A 23,033-nucleotide genomic window follows, 5' to 3' on the forward strand; every position below is an offset into this window, starting at 1 on the left:
TCAGCCCAGTTCGCCGCGCGCCGGATAATCATTGGCCAGCGCGTAGTCTATACCCATCATCAATTGATCTAGTGGCGGCCGTGTAAATGGCATGCTTTGGACGCTGGCAAAATAGAGTGTCTGGTCTGGACGGACCAGAAACAGAGCCGGTTCAGAGAAAATCGAAGGTTCCGGGCTGTCTGGTCGTCCGGCAGAGATATACAGACCCAGTTCACGAGCTATGTCTTCGCTCAGACCATAGCCAAGCATCAGCTCATCAATGCCCCAATCATGGGCCGACTTTTGGGCGCGTTCCTGATCATCCATGCTGATGGCGACAGCAGTAACGCCGCGTTCGGCGAAATCACCGAGCTTGCTTTGCAGGTCGCGCAATTGCCCTTTGCAGATCGGGCAATGCAGACCACGATAGAATAACAACAGAGTAAAGTTATCACCGGCACGTTGGCTGAGTTGAAACTGCCCGCCATCTGTCATCGGTACAGTGAAATCTGGAACGGCTTGAGTCGGTATCAGGGTCGTCATCAGGATATCCTTTTATGATTGTGCCTGCTTATTCGTTCCCTGCGCTCATCCGGTTACATTATCGGCTGCGATGACGAATATTTGCCGGACGACCGCGTTTTCCCTTACGATGCGGCTTTCCTTTGGGGCCACTGCGTCCGCGCCGGGGCTCATGGCGACCCGGCATGTGATCGGCTCCTTCCGCAAGTTCAAAGAGCAGACTACCTGTGGCAGCATTAGCTTCTACCAACCGCAGGTCGAGTTTTTGCCCGATATTATAGGTTACGCCTGTTTCAACACCCTCGAATTGTTGTTTTTGCTCGTCATAGTCGAACCGTTCCACACCCAGTGTCCGGACAGGAACCAAGCCGTCCCCGCCCAATTCCTCTACAGTGGCAAAAAAACCGAAATTCTGGACACCGGTGATCCGGCATTTCAGTATCTGACCAACATGATCGGATAAATGGGCCGAGATATAACGATCCACCGTCTCACGTTCGGCCATCATCGCGCGCCGTTCCAGTTGGCTGATCTTTTCGGATATCAGGTCCAGCTTGTCAGCCATGTCCTTGCTCAACCCACTTTGTGCAGGGATCAGATCATTCTTGGGTTTCGGCTGTTCCAATTTGCAACCACTCACCAAAGCGCGGTGCACAATCAGGTCGGCATAGCGCCGAATCGGGCTGGTGAAGTGCGCATAGCTGCCCAGTGAAAGGCCGAAATGCCCCATGTTGGTGGACCCATAATAAGCCTGCGTCTGACTGCGCAATATCTGTTCCATGACCAACGGTAAAATCTCCGCCTCGCCAACCTGCTCAATCAGGCGATTGAAAACCGATGGCTTGATCACCTGTCCCATTGCAAAACTGACATCAAAGCTCTTGAGATAGTCTTTGAGCGCAATGAGCTTCTCGCGCGAGGGTACTTCGTGAACCCGGTAAATGAGCGGTGATTTATTGGATTCGAGCATTTTAGCCGCAGCGACGTTGGCCGCGATCATGTAGTCCTCTACCAGGCGGTGCGCATCGAGCCGTTCCCGCGTCGCAATCTCGGCAATCCGGCCTTGATCATCCAGGACTACCCGCTTTTCTGGCAGGTCAAGATTGAGGGGTTCTCTGCCATCTCTGGCTTTGGCAAGTAATTTCCAGCACGCCCAAAGCGGCTCAAGAGCGCTCGCCTTCATGGGATGATCCTGTTTCCCGTCCATTGCGGCCTGCGCGTCTTCATAAGCAATATTGCCGGTCAGCCGAACAATCGCCCGCGTGAAACGCGAGGAAGTAACCTTGCCCTTGGCATCAATTTTGAGATGACATGCCAATGCCGCCCGATCGACATCCTGCTTGAGCGAACAGACATCCGTAGACAGCGCCTCGGGCAACATTGGAACAACCCGGTCAGGGAAATAGACACTATTGCCGCGCTTGTATGCTTCACGATCCAGCTTGCTGCCGCTGCGAACATAGAAGGATACATCGGCGATCGCGACAATCGCCTTGAAACCGCCCGCATTATTGGCATCATCATCGGGCGCCGCCCAGATAGCATCGTCATGGTCACGCGCATCGGCAGGATCGATCGCAACTATGGGCAGATCGGTGAGATCTTCCCTGTCCTCTTTGCTGAGTTCCAGCTTGGTGGCATGCGCGGCTTCATCCAAAACATCTGTCGGAAATTCTAGCGGAATTTCATATTTATGGATGGCGATCAGGCTGAATGACTTGGGTGCAAAAGGATCACCTAGGACTTCTTTAATGCGTGCCTTTACTTGACTACCGCGACCGACGGGCTCTGCAAGAACCAGTTTCCCTACTTCCGCTCCACCCAAATCGGATATAGCTGTGCTGCGTCTAATTTTTCGATCTACAGGCTTCAGCCAGAACCGGTCGCGCTCGTCCTTTTCGACAACGCCCATCAGCATATCACTGCTTTGGGCAATTTTCTTCATGATGAAGGCGATATGGCCCTGACCACGTTCTTCCGTGCGCGCGAGAATACGGTCACCGACAGCCAAGGCCGCGCGGCGACCACGCTCCTTGATACGCAGCCGGGGTGCGGGGGCTTCGGCTTCCCAGCGTTCGGGCATGCCAATCGCCTCATTGCCGTCGATTTCGACGATTTTCAGCACCGTGACCTTGGGAATACCGCCCATTTTGTGAAAGGCCCGGCCAGGTGTGCTGTCGATCAGGCCTTCGTCGGCCATGTCTTTCAGCAAAGCCTTGAGAGCAATTTTGTCCGACCCACGCAAGCGAAAGGCCTTGGCGATTTCCCGTTTACCGGCGGGTTGGTCTGACTTTTCGATAAAGTCCAATATCTGTTTGCGCGACGGAACCTGTCTTGGCTTGTGAGATTTGGACGATTTCGCCATTAATAGGCTTTGCCGATAAGAATCCGTTCGACCGCTGGCTTACCCGTGAAAATACAGTTGCCGTCCACCGCTGCTGCCTCGTTCGGTACATTGCGGAAGGTCAGTTTCAGCTTTTTCAGTCTCTCTTCAATCTGATCAAGTTCTTCGCCGGTTGCACGGCACCATTGGACTTCCAGCCAACCAGGATATTTTTTATTCTCTTTGTAGAATTTCTGAACATCCGTAAAATCGGTCAAACCGCGCGTAATATTGGAATCCAGTCGTTGCTTGGCTTCACCATGCAATTTCGTTTGGATTTCTTTCAACAACGTCGGCGCCTGTTCCGCAAAGGTGTCTTTCGCAAGAATCTGGGCATCGAGCTTGCCATTATCTTTATAAAGCGCGTCGCGGCGAAGAGCCGACACATTGCCTTCCGCAACATCTCGCGGCCCAATCTCCAATATAAGCGGCGCGCCTTTTTTGACCCAGGACCAACGCTTGTTCGACGCCTTGGCGCCGCTCTTGTCGAGTTTAACCCGGACATTCTCGTCAAAAGCCCGCAGTCCGGACAGTTGTTTCGTAAGCGCGGTACAGAAATCGAGAACCTCTTCATCCTCTGGCTTGTCGCGCAGCATGGGAATGACCACCACTTGATATGGCGCAATAAGCGGAGGTACGCGTAGGCCATCATCGTCACCATGCGTCATGATCACGCCGCCGATGAGCCGCGTAGAAGTGCCCCAACTCGTCGTATAGGCGAACTGAAACTGTCCTTCCTTGTCCTGATAGCGGATGTTTTGAGCCTTGGAGAAGGTCTGGCCAAGAAAATGCGAGGTGCCGGCTTGCAATGCCTTACCGTCCTGCATCATTGCCTCGATAGAATAGGTGGCGTCCGCGCCAGGAAAACGCTCATTCTCGGGTTTCTCACCAGCAACAACAGGCATCGCCAGCACATCTTCAGAGAAGCTGCGGTACATTTCCAATATGTCGAGCGTTTCTTCCATCGCTTCGTCGCGTGTTGTATGGGCGGTATGACCTTCTTGCCAAAGGAACTCGCTGGTTCGCAGGAACATTCGTGTCCGCATTTCCCAACGCACAACATTGGCCCACTGGTTGATCATAACTGGCAGGTCGCGCCAGCTTTGTACCCAGCGCGAAAAGGCGGTGCCGATGACGGTTTCGGACGTTGGCCGGACTACCAAAGGTTCTTCAAGCTTTGCCTCTGGATCAACTACAAGGCCGTCAGCATTGTCTTTCATCAACCGGTGATGCGTAACAACTGCCATTTCCTTGGCAAAGCCATCGACATGTTCCGCTTCCTTGGCGAAATAACTGAGCGGAATGAACAATGGGAAATAGCAGTTTTCATGACCGGTGGCCTTGATCCGCTGGTCCATGAGAAACTGTACCCGCTCCCAGATACCATAGCCCCACGGCCGCATGACCATGCATCCGCGCACGCCGGACTCTTCAGCCAAATCGGCCTCGGCAATAAGCTGTTGATACCAAGCTGAAAAGTCAGCTTCTCTGGTTACGGATAGAGCGTTTTTCTTCACGTATTCTGTTCCTGTCGGAAAAGTTTTAAAATCGGAGACCTGGAGGTCGAATCAATCGTCGAGATTATCTATCTTCGATTGAATATCTGCCAGCTGTTGTTTGAGATCCATAATCTCTTTGTCTTTTGCAGACATTTCTTCTTCCGGCTCTGGCTCTAACACCGGTTCTTCATCGTTAGATGCTGTTTTGTCCCCTAGTCCCAGCGGATTCAACGCTTTTTCGACGACGCTGCCCAGCGGACTGGATTTCAAGGCATTTTCAATGGCTTCCTGAAACTGCTTCTGGTTTTTGACTGCCATCTGTCCCAAGGGATTTTTATTGAGAGCCCCTTCGACAGCTTCCTGAAACTGTTTCTGGTTTTTGCGAAAATTGTCCATTGATGCTTCGAGATATGACGGCATCAGTGACTGCATGCTGTTGCCATACATGGAGATAAGCTGGCGCAGGAAATTGACCGGCAGCATATTCTGACCGCTGCTTTCCTCATCAACGATAATCTGGGTGAGCACATTATGTGTAATGTCATCACCAGTTTTCGCGTCGACGACCACGAAGTCAACATCATCACGCGTCATTTCCGCCAGAAAATCCAGCGTAATATAATTGGACGTCTGTGTGTTGTAGAGTCGCCGGTTGGCATATTTTTTTATTATGATCGGGCCGTCCGGATCACCCTTTTTTGTCTTCGCCATGTTATCTCCTGTGAACCATATCGCCATTTTTTTCGGATTAAGTCGATAGAGCTTGAAAAATCTTTGCTATTCCGACCGCTTTAGACAAAATTGTGCATCGCCGCAACCAAAGCTGCTCCCTGAGTTTTGTATATTGCAATCGGCGCGGAATTTAGCCGATTAGTTCATGTGCGTTTGCGATATGGCAGATGCTCAAATCAGGCCCAGTAACGGCTGTAACGATTGCCCAGACCAGTTATCAGTTCATATTGCGACAGGCCGGACTGGAGCGATGCTCTTGGCAGATCATAATCTGCTGAGATCCAATCAGATTCTTTAAGGTCAGGAGCGTCGGATATATCAACCGCGACCAAATCCATCGATATACGCCCGAGAACGGGCAGCTTGGTTTGATCCTTGGAAAATATACCTGTGTTGGAAAAGCCGCGCAAATATCCGTCGGCATATCCCATCGCCAATATGGCAATTGGATGGTCTCTTTCAGCTGTGTATTTGGCGTTATAGCCTACCTGATCACCGTGTTGCAGGTTACGGGTCTGTAGAATTTGCACTTCCGGGAAAGCCACTTGCTGAATTGTCTCAACGAGCGCCGGTCTTTGCTTTCCTCCGTAAAGAGACAACCCAGGTCTGGTGCAATCGAAATGATAGTCTTGTCCCAAAGCGATACCTGCACTGTTGCTGAGGCTCCGTCGCTTCCCGGGCACAAGTTGCAGCGCGTTGGCAAACTGCTCCAGTTGAGCTTCGTTTTGGGGGACATCCTCGTCTGCAGAAGCTAGGTGGCTCATAACAATGTCGATATTCATTTCACTCCAGTCGCACTGATGCAATTCCGAAACATTGATGCCTAGGCGGTTCATCCCGCTATTGATCATCAGGTCGCATGGGCGTCCCGTTTCACGCCATCGGACTGCTTGTTCCACGCTGTTCAATACCGGTTTGGCGGATGATGTGATGGCAAATGGCATGTCTTCCGGACGTACGCCGTTTAAAACGGAGATGTTGGTGTGTGCCTCGGCACAAGATTCTATCTCCTTGGCTTCCCGCCAATTGGCGACATAGAAATCCCGGCAACCTGCGGATTGCAAACGCTGAAAAACCTCAACGGCACCAAGACCGTAAGCGTTGGCCTTTATCGCTGCTCCAGCGCTGGCAGCACCGCTCATATTATCCAGCGCGTGCCAATTGGATAGCAAGGCGCCGGCATCCAAACGCAGCCTTGTGGGTGATGGAATATCAATGACTTTATCGCTCATGATGCGGCGATAGTCAGTTTAATCTGCTTCGTCGAGTGCTGCTTCCGGGTCCTTGGGAATGCCCCACCAGGCTACGATAACGCCAAAGGCAACGACGACCCAGGTATACCAGAGGCCTGAATAGACATCACCCGATCGAGCGACGATATAGCCCGCAATCAGGGGCAGAAAACCGCCGAGATATCCCGCCCCGATATGGTAAGGTATCGACATGGAGCTATAGCGGATTTTTGGTGGGAACATCTCAGCCAGGAGCGCCGCTACTGATCCGTAAGTGAGTGCGCTGAGCGCGCCCAAAACGAGCAATATTGCGACAATGCCCAATATGCGCACAGCTCCAAGCTGCTGCTCTTCGAAATCAAAGCCTGAAGCACTGAGTGCGCTGCGAATTCCGTCCCGCCGCGCCGCCCCGTCACTGAACCAAGCCGTGTCGACTGCGATTTCCTCGCTGCCAGCGAAGAGTTTCAAATCCGATGCATCGGTGACCGTATAGGCAACACCAGAAGCCGTCAAAGTCTCCAGAATCTTGCCGCAGTCGCTTTGTTCACGGCTGAACAGCTCGGCAAAGGGGTCCGTGCTGCAAGCCGTGCCTTCTACACGAACCGGAGTAGCCTCCGATGCCGCCGACAATCCGGGATTGGCAAGTTGTCCCAAGCCCCAGAAGGATGGGAAAAGAAGAAATAGAGACAGGATTGCGCCAACGATAATCGGCTTCTTCCGTCCTACTTTATCTGACCATTTTCCGACGACAAGATAGAAAGACATCGCAATCAAACCGGCGAAAAACAGAATCAGGTCAACAGTCAAATCATCGACATTCATTGGGCCACGAAGAAATGACATGCCGGAGAAAAAGGCTGTGTACCAAATCGTGGTCAATATCCCGGTAATCCCGAACAGGGCGACGAAAATCCGCTTCTTGTTGCCGGGATAGGAAAAGCTTTCGGTGAACGGGTTTTTGGAGGTTTTTCCTTCAGCCTTCATCGCCTGGAAAACCGGACTTTCATTCAACTTCAAGCGCATCCACAGCGAAATGCCGAGTAATATTATCGAGAGCAAGAAGGGAATACGCCAGCCCCAATCGTTGAAATCATCGGTTGGAATCAGGAAACGGCAAGCTAGCACCACGCCAATGGACAATACAAAGCCGCCGGCAACGCTGGCCTGAATATAGCTGGTATAATAACCGCGTTTCTCTGTTGGTGCATGTTCCGCGACATAGATGGCCGCACCGCCATATTCGCCGCCCAGCGCCAGTCCCTGCAAAACACGCAGGAAGATAACAATCGCTGGCGCTGCCAGTCCGATGGTTTCGGCACTGGGGATCAAGCCAACACCAGCGGTCGCTATCCCCATCAGGGTGACGGTAACCAGAAACGTATATTTGCGCCCCAGTCGATCGCCCAGAAAGCCAAACAGGACAGCGCCTACAGGTCTGAAACCAAAGCCGATCGCAAAAGTTGCCCAAACCAACAGGATTTCAAGTGTTTCATTACCGCTTGGGAAAAAGGTGGGGCCAATGATGTAGAACAAGGTTCCGTAGATAAAGAAATCATACCATTCGAATATCGTTCCGGCGGATGACGCGCCGATGACAAGCTTGATTTCCTTGTCGGTTGGTTCGCGCTGCATTGCAACGGCTGCCTCACTGGCCATATTCGCCCTCCCCAAGGTGCTTTGATTATTCCAGTTCGAGTATCACTGCATCGACGGCAAGGCTATCCCCTTGTTCCGCCTCGACCGATTTCACGACGGCATTTTTCTCTGCACGCAAGATATTTTCCATCTTCATTGCCTCGACCACGGCCAATGGTTGGCCTTCCTCGACCTTGTCGCCTTCTTTGACGTGCAGCGCCACAAGCAGTCCCGGCATCGGGCAAAGGAGATATTTGGAAAGATCCGGCGGAACCTTTTCTATCATATACACGGCATGTTGCGCGATATGGGCAGGCAAGACCTGCACCTTGTGGGTTGCGCCATGTGTGTTGAGCGCAAAGCCATTGGCGGTCTTGGCAATTTTCACCGACAGGGGTTCTTCGCCAATATTGGCGAGAATCAGGCTATCACCAGGCGTGTAAGCTACAGACAGGTCGATATCCTGATCATCGACCAGAATAGCTTCTTCGGATACGGAGACCTGCTGAATGCTGTCACCAATTTTGACTTCCCATTCAGATGGCGGTTGCAGCCGCTGACCCAATTGATTGTCAATCCGGCGTGCGCGATCCGCGTGGGCAGTCGCAGCAAAAGCAGCAATGGCAGCGAGATTACGCAGCAAATCATCCGTCGCGGGTGCCCCCTGAAAACCATCAGGATATTCTTCGGCAATAAAATTGGTCGTGATATTGCCCTCGCGAAACCGCTCATGCTGCATCAGCGCTGAAAGAAAATCGATATTGTGTCCCGGTCCGGTAATCTCGAACCGGTTCAGCGCATCAATCTGACGATCAATGGCTTCAATGCGGGTTTCGCCATAGGTGATCAGTTTGGCAATCATCGGATCATAGAAGATCGAGACTTCGCCGCCCTCCGCAACACCGTCATCTATCCTGATGCCTTCTTCGGCTTCTGGCGGGTTATATTTAACCAGACGTCCGGTGGACGGCAGGAAGTTGCGATAGGGATCTTCGGCATAGACGCGGTTTTCGACCGCCCAACCGGTGAGGGTCACATCATCCTGCGTCAGCGGTAGCTTCTCGCCATAGGCCACGCGGATCATCTGTTCGACCAGATCGAGACCGGTAATATATTCGGTAACGGGATGCTCGACCTGCAACCGGGTGTTCATTTCAAGGAAATAGAAACTCTTGTCCGCGCCGACGATCAGTTCGACTGTACCCGCGCTGTGATAATCCACCGCTTTGGACAGAGCGACCGCCTGTTCACCCATTTTCTTGCGCATTTCAGGGTCAACAAAAGGAGATGGCGCCTCTTCGACGACTTTCTGGTGCCGCCGCTGAATCGAACATTCGCGTTCGCCGAGATAGATGACATTGCCATGCTTATCGCCGAGCACCTGAATTTCAATATGGCGAGGTTGTTCGATAAATTTTTCGATAAACACCCGGTCATCGCCGAAACTGGCAAGCCCTTCCCGCTTGGTCGCCTCAAAGCCTTCGCGGACGTCTTTCTCGTTCCAAGCGAGACGCATGCCTTTTCCGCCGCCGCCAGCGCTGGCTTTCATCATCACCGGATAGCCGATTTCGCCAGAAATTTTGACGGCGTGATCGGTGTCATCAATCTCACCGATATGGCCGGGAACAACGCTGACTCCAGCTTTCTCGGCCAGTTTTTTGGATTCAATTTTGTCACCCATGGCGGCAATCGCATTGGGTGGTGGCCCGATAAAGGCGATATCGTTTTCAGCAAGCTGTTCCGGAAAGCTGGTGCGTTCGGAGAGAAAGCCATAGCCGGGATGTACCGCTTCTGCTCCAGTTTCCTTACAGGCCGCAATAATCTTGTCCGCAATCAAATAAGACTCTGCTGCAGGAGAAGGCCCGATATGCACAGCCTCATCTGCCATCTGCACATGTGGTGCGCGCGCATCTGCGTCGGAATAAACAGCAACCGTTTTGATACCCATTTTCTCAGCCGTGCGAATGACCCGGCAAGCAATTTCACCACGATTGGCGATTAGTATTTTTTTGAACATAATTTATTTTTCTCGCGAATAATCACAAAAATGGAAAGCAAATAGGGCAGGATGATACAAGCCAAAAACAACAATGATGGTCCGCTGCACTCTCCGTTTGCAATTTTCATCTCAAGTGCATTTTTGCAGCCACCCAACTGAGAATTTGAAAACATCAAGAAAGCTGTAACCAAGCCAAACCATAAAATTCCGATGGCGACCGCCACAAACACTTTTAGAAAGACACGGTTTGAGATCACTCAGCCGCCTCCAACGCGCTATCCCTCAGTTCCGCTGCCATCGGAACCAGTCCCAGTTTTTCAAACATCGCTTCGTCGGCATCATCGCCTGCATTGCCAGTTGTCAGCAATTTATCACCGGTAAATATGCTGTTCGCTCCTGCCATAAAGCAGAGCGCCTGTGTGCTTTCCGACATCGATTCCCGGCCAGCGGATAGTCGCACCATCGAGGCTGGCATCGTAATCCGCGCTACCGCAATCGTGCGGACAAACTCGATATCGTCGATTTTCGCTAGCGGCGTATCGGCAAGCATATCGCCAAGCACGGTGCCCTTGACAGGAACCAGCGCATTCACAGGAACACTCTCTGGATGTTTAGGTAATGTTGCGAGCGCATGAATAAATCCGACCCGGTCTTCGCGTGTCTCGCCCATGCCGACAATCCCGCCAGAGCACACATTGATGCCGCTGGTCCGCACATTTTCGAGCGTTTCGAGACGATCGTCAAAAGTCCGCGTTGTGATCACCTTTTCATAATGCTCGGGTGACGTGTCGATATTGTGGTTGTAATAATCCAGCCCTGCCTCAGCCAGCATGTCCGATTGTTTCTGGGTCAACATGCCAAGGGTCATGCACGTTTCCATGCCCATTTGCCGGACGCCTTTGACCATTTCGATAATCGCCGGCATGTCGCGGTCTTTGGGATTTCGCCATGCTGCACCCATGCAAAAACGGGATGAGCCGCGGTCTTTGGCTTGCGCCGCCGTTTGCAGTACCGAGCGGACATCAAGAAGTTTTTCCGCTTTCAGACCACTTTCGGCATGAGCAGATTGATTGCAATAACCGCAGTCTTCCGGACATCCGCCGGTTTTGATTGATAGCAATGTAGAAAGTTGCACCTGCCCCGGTGTGTGATGCTGACGGTGCATGGTGGCTGCTTGAAACAACAATTCATCAAAGGGGAGGTTGAACAGGTCCGCAATTTCTTCGCGTGACCAGTCTTGTCTGACAGCGGTCTCGCTTGCGTCACTCACTTCGGTTTCGGTCATTCAGCGGCTTCCTCGGTTTCAGGTGGCATGTTGTGGCCCAGCAGGCGCAATATGTCAGCGGCACATTCCACAATATTGCTGCCTGGTCCATAGATTCCGACAACACCCGATTTACGGAGAAATTCATAGTCTTGCGGCGGGATAACGCCGCCGGCAAAAACCTTGATATCACTGCGCCCCGAATCGCGCAGCATCTGCACCAATTCGGGAATCAACGTCTTGTGGCCAGCGGCCAGACTGGACGCGCCCACGGCATCAACATTTTCCGAAAGAGCCAGATCGCGGGTTTCTCCCGGTGTCTGGAATAGCGGGCCGGATATCACATCGAATCCCATATCGGTAAAAGCGCTGGATACGACATTGGCGCCGCGGTCATGCCCGTCCTGCCCCATTTTCGCGACCAGGATTTTTGGTTTGCGGCCAAGGCGCTGGGACACGGTATCAACACCATCCACCACCAGAGCATATTGAGGATCGCCCTCATAGGCAGCTCCGTAAATGCCTTTCACCGGTGTCGGCTTGGTTGCGTAACGGCCAAAGGCGGCTTCCATTGCATCGGATATTTCGCCCAGAGAAGCACGTTTGCGTGCGGCATCGACCGCAAGCGCCAGCATATTGCCATCGGCCTTGGCGCCGTCAGTGATAGCTTGCAATGCCGTCTGACAGGCATCCTCATCCCGCTCTTTGCGCATCTTGTCGAGGCGAGCGATCTGCCCCTGCCGCACTTTCGCATTGTCAATATCGAGTGTTTCGAGCTGGTCCTCGTCTTCCAGAACATATTTGTTCACGCCGACAATGACATCGTCGCCCTTATCGACCCGCGCCTGACGACCGGCAGCAGCTTCCTCGATCATGCCCTTGGGCCAGCCATCGGCCACGGCTTTGGCCATGCCGCCCTCAGCTTCCACCCGCTCGATAATCTCCCAGGCCTTTTCGACCAGTTCGTCGGTCAGGGCTTCGACATAATAGCTGCCACCGAGCGGATCGACGACTTTGGTAATGCCGGCTTCTTCTTGCAAAACAATCTGTGTGTTGCGGGCAATCCGGGCGGAAAAGTCGGTCGGCAGCGCAATCGCTTCATCCAGCGCATTGGTGTGGAGTGATTGGGTGCCGCCCAATGTAGCGGCCATCGCCTCGATGGTCGTCCGAATCACGTTGTTGTATGGATCCTGCTCGGTCAGCGAAACGCCTGATGTCTGACAATGGGTCCGCAACATCTTGGACCGTTCCGATTGTGCGCCCAGATCGGTCATTACGCGGTGCCACAAAGTTCGTGCGGCACGCAACTTGGCGACTTCCATGAAGAAGTTCATCCCGATGCCGAAAAAGAAACTCAGGCGGCCTGCAAATGCATCAATATCCAGACCTGTTGCCATGGCCTGTTTGGCATATTCACGGCCATCGGCAATGGTGAAAGCCAATTCCTGTACCGCCGTCGCACCGGCTTCATGCATATGATAGCCGCTGATCGAAATGCTGTTGAATTTCGGCATATGCTCGGACGTATAGGCTATAATATCCGAAATAATCCGCATGGAAGGCGCAGGCGGATAGATATAGGTGTTGCGGACCATAAACTCTTTAAGAATGTCATTCTGGATCGTGCCCGCAAGCTTGTCCTGGGAAACGCCCTGCTCTTCTGCAGCAATGATATAGAAGGCCAGACACGGAATAACCGCCCCGTTCATGGTCATCGAAACCGACATGGTATCGAGCGGAATTCCGTCGAACAGAATTTTCATATCCTCGATACTGTCAATCGCGACGCCAGCTTTACCGACGTCGCCGACAACTCGAGGGTGGTCGCTGTCATAGCCGCGATGGGTCGCGAGGTCGAAAGCTACCGAGAGACCTTTCTGACCAGCAGCGAGATTACGACGATAGAAGGCATTGGACTCTTCGGCGGTAGAGAAGCCAGCATATTGACGAATGGTCCATGGCCGTCCGGCATACATGCTGGCCTTCACACCGCGCGTAAAGGGTCCGAAGCCAGGAAGACCCGGATCACCGGTATCATCCGCTGTGTAAAGTGGTTTGACGCCGATACCTTCTGGTGTCTCCCAAGTCAGGTCGCGCCCTTTGACCTCTTTGTCCGCGAGCGCTTTCCAGTCTTCTATCGTCGGTTTGTCAGTCATTATTCGCCCTTAAATTCGGCTTTCCGTTTCTGCAGGAAGGCAATCGCACCTTCACGTGCATCGTTGCTGTCACCGGCCAGTCGCTGCCCCTCCGCTTCTTTCAACAGGGCTGAAGCATAGTCGCTTTCCAGCGCCGCGGCCAGATTTTGACGCATGACACCCAGCGCAACAGTTGGTCCGCCGGCCAGTCGCTTCGCCAGCGCATTGGCCTCATCCATCAAAGCTGCATCGTCGACACATTTATAGACCAATCCCCAATCTGCGGCTTTTTCACCGGGAATTTTTTCGCCGAGCATCATCATCTCTGTGGCACGGGCCTTGCCTACCAGCCGGGTGAGCATCCAGCTTGCGCCGCCATCGGGTACCAAGCCGATATTGACAAAAGCCTGCAAGAAATAAGCGGATTTACCGGCAATGGCAAAGTCACTGGCCAGCGCAATGGAACAACCCACGCCTGCGGCAGGGCCGTTGACCGCAGTGATGGTTGGAATATCCAGCTTGGCGAGTTTCAACATCAGCGGGTTATAGTGCTGATTTAGCGCCGCATAGGAGCCCTGCCCACCCGACAAAGCGCTGGCGCCGCCTTTGGCCTGCAGATCGGCACCGGCACAAAAGGCGCGCCCTTCACCGGTAATGATGACAGCGCGTGCATCCTCCAGCTTGTCCAGTGCCAGTAACAAATCATCCGCCATGTCCAGAGAACAAGCGTTCAAGCGGCTTGGCTGGTTCAGCGTGATGGTTGCCACCTGATCGGCAATGTTCAGTTTGATATTCTCGAATTCCATATTTTGTCCCTTTGAGTGGCGTCAAGCCGGTTCGATGCCGGATCAACTTTATAGTATTCTCTGTGGTGGATTAATGATCCTTAGGAGTTTCCATTATCTCGGTTAGCATCCCGCCCATATCCTTGGGATGCACAAAAAAGATAAGTGTTCCATGCGCGCCGATGCGCGGTTCGCCCAAAACGCGCTTGCCCATGGCTTCGAATTCGGCCTTGGCGGTACGGATATCTGGCACTTCAAAGCAGATGTGATGTTGTCCGCCCAATGGATTCTTGGAAAGGAAGCCGTGGATCGGACTGTCCTCACCAAGCGGTTCGATGAGTTCAATCTGCGTGCCGTTGGTGGGACCGTCAGCTGGTGTGTCAACAAAGCAGACCTTTACGCCCTGCGCCGGCAAATCAAACGGATCGTGGATTTTCGTCGCCCCCATGACATCTTGCCAATGCGCTATGCTGTCCGGAATGGACGGTGTGACGACGCCGATATGATTGAGGCGGCCTAGTTTCAATGTGCTTCTCCGTGCGGAATGATTTTGTGGACCAATGGCGCGATCACTGCGCCGATGGCTACGCCGAACAATCCGGATAGTATCGCAAAACTGATCCCGCTGGCAAATAGCTGGGCGTTTTCTGGAAATAGCCCAACCAGAGGATGGGAAATAATACCGATCAGATGCTCCGGGCCATGCCAGCCAACGGCGGCGATATTGTGTACCAGCAAGCCTCCGCCAACCCACGCCATGGCCAATGTGCCAATGATCGAGATAGTCGCGAGTAATTTCGGCATGAACGCCACCAGACTGCGGCCGAAGGAAGCCACGAAACCGTCATTTTCAGTCGCAAGGTGCAAACCCACATCGTCCATCTTAACAATCAAGGCGACCACGCCATAAACACCCACTGTTATCACAATACCGATCAACGCAAGGATGATGCCCTGCTGCCACCAAACCTCTTCGGTCACTTCGGACAGGGCGATAGCCATAATCTCACCGGACAGGATGAAATCAGTACGGATAGCGCCGGATACCATTTCATCTTCGCGTCCCGGGCCTTCGACAATGGCAGGTTTGTCATGCTTAGTCGTCTCATCGACATGGAGCCACTCAAGCACCTTCTCCGCAGCCTCGTAGCAAAGGAAGAGACCTCCAAGGATCAGGATGATCGGGATAAGAAAAGGCGCAAACTGGCCAAGGAGAACCGCTGCCGGAAGCAGGAACAGAAGCTTGTTCTTGATTGATCCCTTGGCGATCTTCCAGATCATCGGAAGTTCGCGCGCCGGGCTAAAACCTGTCACATATTGCGGGGTGACCGCAGCGTCATCGATCACAACACCGGCAGATTTAGCACCTGCACGCGCCGCCGCTGCGCTTATGTCATCAACTGAGGCTGCGGCCACCTTGGCAATGGCTGCGACGTCGTCGAGAAGGGCTACTAGTCCTGTTGGCATTTATTTAGATATCCCATCGCGTTGATTTGGTGGGGTGGGTGCAACATCCAGTTTTTCATCAACCATTTTTATGAATTTTCTGGCGTCATTGGGAAATCTGAAAAACACGTTCACACTAAAACCGTCATTTAGAGATTTTCGGGGATCAGTTTTCTTGGCTATTCCCTGCTTCCATGCAGACCATTCAAGAATAACGGCACTCAACATTTCCGAAGTGAATTCTGATATTGCATGGTCAATTGCTTCTTCAGGCGAGGAATAAAAATCATCCCAACTTTGATGCACGTAACCACCTAGAAACTGATACAAGCTTGGCCAGTGTTTCTCGGCTTGCATTCTAAAGTCTCGACGCTTTTCAATCACAACGGAATGTTATCATGCTTCTTCCAAGGGTTTTCCAACTCCTTGTTTCGCAGCTTCCGCAATCCCAACGCCACGCGTCTCCGCGTCGAATGCGGCATGATAACTTCATCAACAAAACCCTTTTGAGCCGCAATAAACGGGTTGGCGAAGCGGTCTTCATATTCCTTGGTCTTCTCGGCAATCTCCTCTTCGGTCTTGCCGCGAAAGATAATTTCTACTGCCCCTTTCGCGCCCATGACAGCGATTTCGGCGGTCGGCCACGCGTAGTTGAGATCACCGCGCAAATGCTTGGATGCCATGACGTCATAAGCACCGCCATAGGCTTTACGCGTGATGATGGTGATCTTCGGCACAGTCGCTTCGGCATAGGCAAAGAGCAGTTTTGCGCCGTGTTTGATAATGCCATTATGCTCCTGTGATGTGCCGGGCAGAAAGCCGGGGACGTCCACCAAGGTAATGATCGGAATATTGAACGCATCGCAATAGCGGACGAAGCGCCCGGCCTTCTTGGACGCATTAATATCAAGACAGCCGGCGAGGACCATGGGTTGGTTAGCTACTACGCCTACCGTTTGTCCTTCAATGCGGCCAAAGCCACAAATGATATTGGCGGCATGTGCTGGTTGAATTTCGAAAAAATCGCCTTCATCGACCATTTTCTGAATGACCTCATGCATATCATAAGGCTGGTTGGCGTTGGCCGGGATCAGAGTATCTAGACTGTCCTCCAGCCGATCCCATGGATCAGCCGTGGGGCGCTCTGGCACCTCTTCCCGATTGCTCAGCGGCATATAGTCAATGAAATCACGTGCTGCGAGCAGCGCTTCGATATCATTCTCATAAGCGACATCAGCAACGCTTGTCTTGGTCGTATGGGTCACTGCCCCACCTAGCTCTTCCTGCGTGACGATTTCGTTGGTTACGGTTTTTACAACGTCCGGACCCGTGACGAACATATAGCTGCTGTCCTTCACCATGAAGATGAAGTCCGTCATCGCAGGCGAATAAACGGCACCGCCTGCACAAGGTCCCATTATAAGGCTGAGCTGCGGGATCACACCGCTCGCCAATACATTCCGCTGGAAGACATCGGCATAGCCGCCCAATGATGCCACTCCTTCCTGAATACGCGCACCGCCGCTGTCGTTGATACCAATGACCGGAGCGCCAACCTTCATGGCATTTTCCAGCACCTTGCAGATTTTCTCAGCATGACGTTCTGACAGCGAACCGCCGAAGACTGTGAAGTCCTGACTGAAGACGAACACGAGGCGGCCGTTGATTGTACCGGAACCAGTGACCACGCCATCACCCGGTATCTTCGTTTCTTCCATACCGAAATCGACGCAATTATGCTCGACATAGGTGTCGATCTCTTCAAACGAGCCCTCATCAAGCAACACTTCGATCCGTTCGCGTGCTGTCAACTTGCCTTTGGCGTGCTGAGAATCAATCCGTTTTTGACCGCCGCCCAGATGGGCCTCCGCGCGCTTGGCTTCGAGCTGCTCGATAATCGTCTGCATGAATCCCCCAAGATGATTTGGAACTGTGATTTGGCTACGGAAACGTCCCTAGCCAATGCACGGAGGATTATGCAATCGTCAATAAAAATTAATCGATCAATTAAGTTTCTTTCGAAACGGCCTGTGCCGTAACGTCAACCTATTTCAACAAGACCAATTCTTCCGACATACTGGGGTGCAAAGCGACAGTGTCATCAAACGCCTGTTTGGTTAAACCTGCTTTGACCGCGACAGCAGCTGCCTGAAGAATCTCCGGAGCATCGGGACCAATCATATGCAGGCCGAGAATTTTCTCGCTCGTCGCCTCAACGATCATTTTGTAGAGACTGCGTTCCGGCCGATCAGCAAAGGCATTGCGCATTGCCCGGAAGTCAGACGAATAGACTTTGATGTTGCCGTATTGTGTCCGCGCTTCACCTTCAGTCAGGCCAACGGAAGCAATTGGCGGCTGAGAGAATACCGCCGACGGGATGCAATCATAATCAACAGTCCGCGGTGTATTGTTGAACACCGTATCGGCAAAAGCTTGCCCTTCGCGAATGGCAACGGGGGTCAGCTGAACACGGTCCGTTACATCGCCGACGGCATAGATGCTATCGACATTGGTCCGGCTATACTCATCGACCTTGATGGCGCCTTTCTCGTTGGTTTCGACATCAGCATTTTCGAGGCCAAGCCCATCAATTTTCGGACGCCGCCCGGTTGCAGCAAGAACAACGTCGGCCCGCATGGCAGGCTTGCCGTCCATGTAGACATCTAGCGCGCCGTCTTCCCGCTTCTCAATCTTGTCGAACGTGCAGTTGAATTTGTAATTTATGCCCTTGGTCATCGCAATCTGCAGCAAACGGTCGCGCAAGCTCTCGTCATAACCGCGCAAGATCACATCCGAGCGGTTTACAACGAAGACTTCGCTGCCGAGACCGTTGAATATGCCGGCAAATTCATTGGCAATATATCCGCCACCAGAGATGATGACTGTTTCAGGCAGCTTCTCCAGATGGAACATTTCATTGGAAGTCAGCATATGCTCACTGCCCGGAAAGTCCGCCACATCAGGCCATGCGCCCACAGCAACCAATATATATTTGGCGGTCACGGTCTTGCCGCTGGCCAGTTTTACTTCATGCGGGCCAACAATCTCCGCGCGCTCCAATATGATCTCGACATCGTGATTGTTCAATGTCTGCGTATAGGCGTTGTTGAGCCGATCGACATCGGCAAGAATATGATCGCGCAGCTTTGTCCAATCAAACTTGGCATTTTCCCAAGTCCAGCCAAAATTTTTGCCATCTTCGAGATCTTCGGAAAAATGAGAGCCGTACACCAGCATCTTTTTCGGCACACAGCCGCGAATGACACAAGTACCGCCTACGCGATATTCTTCCGCAACTGCAACTTTGGCACCGTATGAAGCCGACACCCGCGCCGCTCTGGTTCCACCCGAACCCGCGCCGATGACGAACAGGTCATAATCATATTCCGACATTATTTGTTCCTTAATAACTCAGACAGAAAATGCCCGGTTTTTTAGTATTTCGGTCGAAGCGTCCATTTGGTTACTGTCCCCTGCCAAAAGCGCATTGGCCATTTCTTTGCCCAATTCAACACCAAATTGATCAAACGGATTGATGCCCAAGAGTACCGCATTTGCAAAAGTGCGATGCTCATAAAAGGCAATGAGTGCCCCTAGTGTCCGCCCGTCGAGATCGTCTAGTAATAGAGTCGTTGATGGCCTGTCACCCGGATAATTTCGATTACTATCATCGGAAGTTTTGCCGGCCATCAGCGCAGCGCTCTGTGCGAAACAATTGAGTAACAATCCCTGATGATGTTCGGCCGCCAATGAATGGCCCGGCTCAATCACAGCCAAAAATTCAACCGGCACCAGATGGGTACCTTGGTGCAGCAGCTGGAACACGGCGTGCTGGGCGTCCGTCCCTATTCCGCCCCATACAATCGGACTGCTATGACGATCCAGCGGTTTGCCATCTGCCATAACCGACTTGCCATTGCTCTCCATTTCCAGCTGCTGCAGATAGTCCGGCAGCAGTCTCAGTCTTTCGTCATAGGCAAATACCGCGCGCGTCTCGCAATTTCTGACCTGGCTGTAATATTGGTCGCAAAATGCTGCTAACACCGGAATATTCCGTTCAAATGGCGTCTGCCTGAAATGTTCGTCCATTTCCGCTGCACCCGTGAGCAAGTCGTTGAAAACCTCTATACCGAGCGTCAGTGCCGCGCTAAATCCAATGGAGGACCAGAGTGAATAACGCCCGCCAACTGTCTCCGAGAACGGCAATATACGGCTTTCATCAATGCCCCACTCAACGGCCTTGTCGGGCATTGCCGTCAACGCAATGATTTTACCGAATGGATCAGAGACACCCTGCTCCTTCATCCAGTCCGTAACCGATCTCGCATTCAGAAATGTTTCTGCTGTGGTGAAACTCTTCGATGCTATAACAAGCAGCGTCTTGTGAGCATCAAAGCGCTCCAATACAGGCTCTAGCGCGCAGCCATCAATATTCGAGATGACCGCCGTTTGATATTTTTCATCTCCGATTTTCAATGCTTCGAGCAGCAATTTCGGTCCCAATGCCGAACCACCTATTCCAAGATGGATGATATATTCAATTTCTCCAAGCGCACCTGCCTCGATTGCCTGAACCAAAGCTTGCATGCGGTTTTTCAACAATTGGGCATTTTCAACACTGGTTTCTAAACCTATTCCGCGCTCCGCTGTATGTTCCGCTGCGCGACCTTCACTGGGATTTATGGCGACGCCACTGGTCAGGGCTTCAATTTCGTCGGATAGGTTCCTGTCAGCGGCAAGCTTTTGAAAGCTTTCAAGCAAGGCACTGTCCATATGTGTTTTCGAAAAATCAAAATAGATACCGGATTGTTCGAAGCCGAATTGCTTGGTTCGTTGCGGATCCGCTTCGAACAGGTTTTTCAAGGTTGATGCAGGTTGGGTTTCAATCGCGTTCCAATGATCCAAAGCATATTCTTTCTTGTTATTTACAACGACCTAGTAGCCCCGCCTTTTCGATCTTAGCTCTATCCTGCGACCCTTTGATGAACAAGGCCAAATCACCAGCCATCATCGCTAAATACTGTCTCTTGACCGCACGCGCCATTATCAGCAAAGGGGCGCGATGAAAGATAAATCCGCTCCGCGCTCTGAAACCGCTGATTTCATGGTCTTCCTCGTAAAGTTGGCTTTGTTCGTCATAATTTTGCGCAGCTTTATCGTCTCGCCTTTCAATATCCCTTCGGAATCCATGCAGCCGCGTCTGATGGTCGGGGATTACCTGCTCGTGGCGAAATGGCCCTATGGCTACTCAAAATATAGCATGCCGTTTAGTGTTCCCGTCATTCCAGGCAGGATATTGGCCAATACACCTGAACCTGGTGATGTAGTCGTCTTCAAGGCACCGCCCAGCGGCACTGATGATTATATCAAACGGGTTATAGCCTTGTCCGGTGATATTGTTCAGGTGACCAACGGTGTAGTTTCGATCAATGGTGCTGAGGTCCAGCGCAAGAAGATTGACGATTACACACATGCAGTGTCTGCCAACAGCCCCTGTTATGCCACATATTTTGAAACAACCAATGCTGATGGCGAACGAATTTGTCGTTATCCTCAGTTTGAAGAAACACTACCCAACGGCAGAAAATACAAGGTACTCGACGTCAATGAAGCATCCGAAGGCGACAATACAGAGACCTTTGTTGTACCAGACGGACATATGTTCCTGATGGGTGACAATCGTGATCGCAGCGCCGATAGTCGTTTTCCTGCAGTAGAAGGACAAGCTATTGGTATGGTCCCACAGGAAAATCTGGTAGGACGTGCGCTGGTTTCTGTCTTCTCGACCGACGGGTCTGCTGAGTGGATCAAACCATGGACCTGGTTTAGCGCAGCGCGGTGGGGGCGTATTGGAGAGGGCTTTGAATAAACCGGAATTTCTGGATTGGCTGACCAAAGTAACCGGAAAAGAACCCGGTGACGAGACGCTTTATATCCGTGCGGTCACCCATGGCAGCTTTGGCGATGACGACTATCAGCGTCTTGAATTTCTGGGTGACCGTGTCTTGGGCCTGACCATAGCCGCCCAGCTTTACAAACAGTTCCCCAATGAACCGGAAGGTAAACTGTCTCAACGGCTCAATGGCCTGGTCTCGGGCAAAGTCTGTGGAGAGATTGCGCTAGACACAGGAGTTTCCACTCATTTGCTGCTGGGTAAACAGGCACGAGATGATGGTGCCCGGCAGAGCGCCAAGGTATTGGGTGACGTCATGGAGTCTTTGATTGGTGCTGTTTATCTTGATCATGGGATGGAAACAGCGAAAGACTTCATCCTCAAACATTGGGGCGGACGGATATCCGGCATGGAGAAGGACGTCCGGCATCCCAAATCCGCCCTGCAGGAATGGGCCGCGGCACATAATCGCAAGATGCCCGTTTATCAGCTGGTTGAGAAAGCTGGTCCGCATCATGATCTGCGTTTCACGGTGAAAGTCAGTATCAATAAGGTTGGTGAAGTGGAAGCAACGGCTTCCTCGATTCAGACCGCGGAGACGACCGCCGCAAAACTGTTTCTGGAAAAATATACATGACTCAAAAATGTGGTGTAGTGGCGTTGATCGGCGCACCCAATGCGGGTAAATCGACGTTGATCAACGCTCTTGTTGGTCAGAAGGTGGCGATCACCAGTTCTAAACCGCAAACTACGCGGACTCGGTTGCTTGGTATCGCGATCGAGGATGAGGCGCAGCTGCTCCTCGTCGATACACCTGGTATTTTTGAACCGCGCCGCCGACTTGACCGCGCGATGGTCTCTGCGGCCTGGGACGGTGCCGAAGATGCCGATATTGTCATTATGCTGGTGGACTCGCGTGCTGGTCTTGGCCCCAGAGTCACGTCGATTGTGGAACGCATCAAGCACCGTCCGGAAAAATTGATACTGGTAATGAACAAGGTCGACATTGCAGCGAAGGACAAATTGCTCGCCCATGTGACCAAGTTAAATGATCTGTGCGGGTTTAATGAAACCTTTTTTGTCAGCGCCAAAACCGGCGATGGGCTTGATGAACTGAAATCCTACCTAGTTGATGCGATGCCGGAAGGTCCGTGGCATTTTCCGGAAGATCAGGTGTCGGACGTCAGTGAAAGGCTTTTGGCAGCCGAGATCACCAGGGAACAGGTTTTCCGCCAACTTCATGCGGAGTTGCCCTATGCGACGGCCATTGCGATGGAGCAATATAAGGAACGTCCAGATGGCTCGTTGGAAATTCACCAGCAAATCCTGGTAGAAAAACCAACCCAACGCGCGATCATCCTGGGCAAAGGTGGCCACCAGATCAAGGATATCGGCGCGAAGGCGCGTGCAGAGCTGTCCGAAATATTGGGCAAGACTGTCCATCTCTATCTTCACGTCAAAGTCAGTGCAAATTGGGATGAAGACAAGAGCCTTTATCAGGATATGGGATTGGATTGGGTCAAATAGGC

The 23,033-nt window shown here is 52.3% G+C and carries 20 protein-coding genes; 3 read left to right on the forward strand and 17 right to left on the reverse strand.

Annotation, left to right across the window (positions count from 1 at the left end; all coding sequences use genetic code 11):
• From DK507_RS14085 to pgi, 17 genes are all read right to left on the reverse strand, one after another.
• Window positions 1–522, reverse strand: a complete 522-nt coding sequence (locus tag DK507_RS14085; protein WP_109356971.1) for a peroxiredoxin-like family protein — start codon at window positions 520–522, stop codon at window positions 1–3.
• Window positions 523–580: 58 nt separating this feature from the next.
• Window positions 581–2,866 (reverse strand): ribonuclease R, encoded by a 2,286-nt coding sequence (gene rnr, locus DK507_RS14090; protein ID WP_109356972.1) that lies wholly within the window; start codon window positions 2,864–2,866, stop codon window positions 581–583.
• Window positions 2,866–4,401, reverse strand: coding sequence for a proline--tRNA ligase (gene proS / locus DK507_RS14095; RefSeq protein WP_109356973.1), 1,536 nt, complete (start codon window positions 4,399–4,401; stop codon window positions 2,866–2,868). The genes rnr and proS overlap by 1 nt, the downstream gene beginning before the upstream one ends.
• Window positions 4,402–4,452: 51 nt before the next feature.
• A complete protein-coding gene (gene phaR / locus DK507_RS14100) occupies window positions 4,453–5,094 on the reverse strand; it encodes a polyhydroxyalkanoate synthesis repressor PhaR (RefSeq protein WP_109356974.1) in 642 nt (213 codons plus the stop codon).
• Window positions 5,095–5,291: 197 nt separating this feature from the next.
• Entirely contained in the window at window positions 5,292–6,347 is a 1,056-nt protein-coding gene (gene alr / locus DK507_RS14105; protein WP_109356975.1) for an alanine racemase, read from the reverse strand.
• Window positions 6,348–6,365: 18 nt separating this feature from the next.
• Window positions 6,366–8,003 (reverse strand): MFS transporter, encoded by a 1,638-nt coding sequence (locus DK507_RS14110; protein WP_109356976.1) that lies wholly within the window; start codon window positions 8,001–8,003, stop codon window positions 6,366–6,368.
• A gap of 25 nt (window positions 8,004–8,028) precedes the next feature.
• A complete protein-coding gene (locus DK507_RS14115; protein WP_109356977.1) occupies window positions 8,029–9,999 on the reverse strand; it encodes an acetyl/propionyl/methylcrotonyl-CoA carboxylase subunit alpha in 1,971 nt (656 codons plus the stop codon).
• Entirely contained in the window at window positions 9,981–10,238 is a 258-nt protein-coding gene (locus DK507_RS14120) for a hypothetical protein (RefSeq protein WP_109356978.1), read from the reverse strand. Before DK507_RS14120 ends, DK507_RS14115 begins: the two co-directional genes overlap by 19 nt.
• Window positions 10,235–11,266, reverse strand: a complete 1,032-nt coding sequence (gene bioB, locus DK507_RS14125; RefSeq protein ID WP_109356979.1) for a biotin synthase BioB — start codon at window positions 11,264–11,266, stop codon at window positions 10,235–10,237. Before bioB ends, DK507_RS14120 begins: the two co-directional genes overlap by 4 nt.
• Window positions 11,263–13,401 carry a methylmalonyl-CoA mutase gene (gene scpA, locus DK507_RS14130; protein ID WP_109356980.1) on the reverse strand — a complete coding sequence of 713 codons (2,139 nt, stop codon included), beginning with the start codon at window positions 13,399–13,401 and terminating at the stop codon, window positions 11,263–11,265. Before scpA ends, bioB begins: the two co-directional genes overlap by 4 nt.
• Window positions 13,401–14,186, reverse strand: a complete 786-nt coding sequence (locus tag DK507_RS14135) for an enoyl-CoA hydratase-related protein (RefSeq protein ID WP_109356981.1) — start codon at window positions 14,184–14,186, stop codon at window positions 13,401–13,403. Before DK507_RS14135 ends, scpA begins: the two co-directional genes overlap by 1 nt.
• A 70-nt stretch (window positions 14,187–14,256) precedes the next feature.
• Complete coding sequence (mce, locus tag DK507_RS14140) at window positions 14,257–14,691, reverse strand: methylmalonyl-CoA epimerase (RefSeq protein ID WP_109356982.1); 435 nt, start codon at window positions 14,689–14,691, stop codon at window positions 14,257–14,259.
• Entirely contained in the window at window positions 14,688–15,632 is a 945-nt protein-coding gene (locus tag DK507_RS14145; protein ID WP_109356983.1) for a DUF808 domain-containing protein, read from the reverse strand. The genes mce and DK507_RS14145 overlap by 4 nt, the downstream gene beginning before the upstream one ends.
• Window positions 15,633–15,968: a contact-dependent growth inhibition system immunity protein gene (locus DK507_RS14150; protein WP_162559062.1), complete on the reverse strand. Its 336-nt coding sequence runs from the start codon at window positions 15,966–15,968 to the stop codon at window positions 15,633–15,635.
• 23 nt (window positions 15,969–15,991) lie between these two features.
• On the reverse strand, window positions 15,992–17,518 hold the full coding sequence (locus DK507_RS14155; RefSeq protein WP_109356985.1) for an acyl-CoA carboxylase subunit beta: 1,527 nt from the start codon (window positions 17,516–17,518) through the stop codon (window positions 15,992–15,994).
• A gap of 139 nt (window positions 17,519–17,657) precedes the next feature.
• Window positions 17,658–19,004, reverse strand: a complete 1,347-nt coding sequence (gene gor, locus DK507_RS14160) for a glutathione-disulfide reductase (RefSeq protein ID WP_109356986.1) — start codon at window positions 19,002–19,004, stop codon at window positions 17,658–17,660.
• An 18-nt stretch (window positions 19,005–19,022) separates the two neighbouring features.
• Window positions 19,023–20,516: a glucose-6-phosphate isomerase gene (gene pgi / locus DK507_RS14165; RefSeq protein ID WP_109356987.1), complete on the reverse strand. Its 1,494-nt coding sequence runs from the start codon at window positions 20,514–20,516 to the stop codon at window positions 19,023–19,025.
• A gap of 157 nt (window positions 20,517–20,673) precedes the next feature.
• On the opposite strand from pgi, the gene lepB reads away from it, so the two are divergent.
• From lepB to era, 3 genes are read left to right on the forward strand one after another with little or no spacing between them, the layout of a single operon-like run.
• Window positions 20,674–21,480 (forward strand): signal peptidase I, encoded by an 807-nt coding sequence (gene lepB, locus DK507_RS14170; RefSeq protein WP_109356988.1) that lies wholly within the window; start codon window positions 20,674–20,676, stop codon window positions 21,478–21,480.
• Window positions 21,473–22,141 (forward strand): ribonuclease III, encoded by a 669-nt coding sequence (gene rnc / locus DK507_RS14175; protein ID WP_109356989.1) that lies wholly within the window; start codon window positions 21,473–21,475, stop codon window positions 22,139–22,141. The genes lepB and rnc overlap by 8 nt, the downstream gene beginning before the upstream one ends.
• Window positions 22,138–23,031, forward strand: coding sequence for a GTPase Era (era, locus tag DK507_RS14180; protein ID WP_109356990.1), 894 nt, complete (start codon window positions 22,138–22,140; stop codon window positions 23,029–23,031). Before rnc ends, era begins: the two co-directional genes overlap by 4 nt.
• Window positions 23,032–23,033: the final 2 nt, after the last annotated feature.

The organism is Sphingorhabdus sp. EL138 (assembly GCF_900258045.1).
In the GTDB taxonomy this organism is placed as follows: Bacteria; Pseudomonadota; Alphaproteobacteria; order Sphingomonadales; family Sphingomonadaceae; genus Parasphingorhabdus.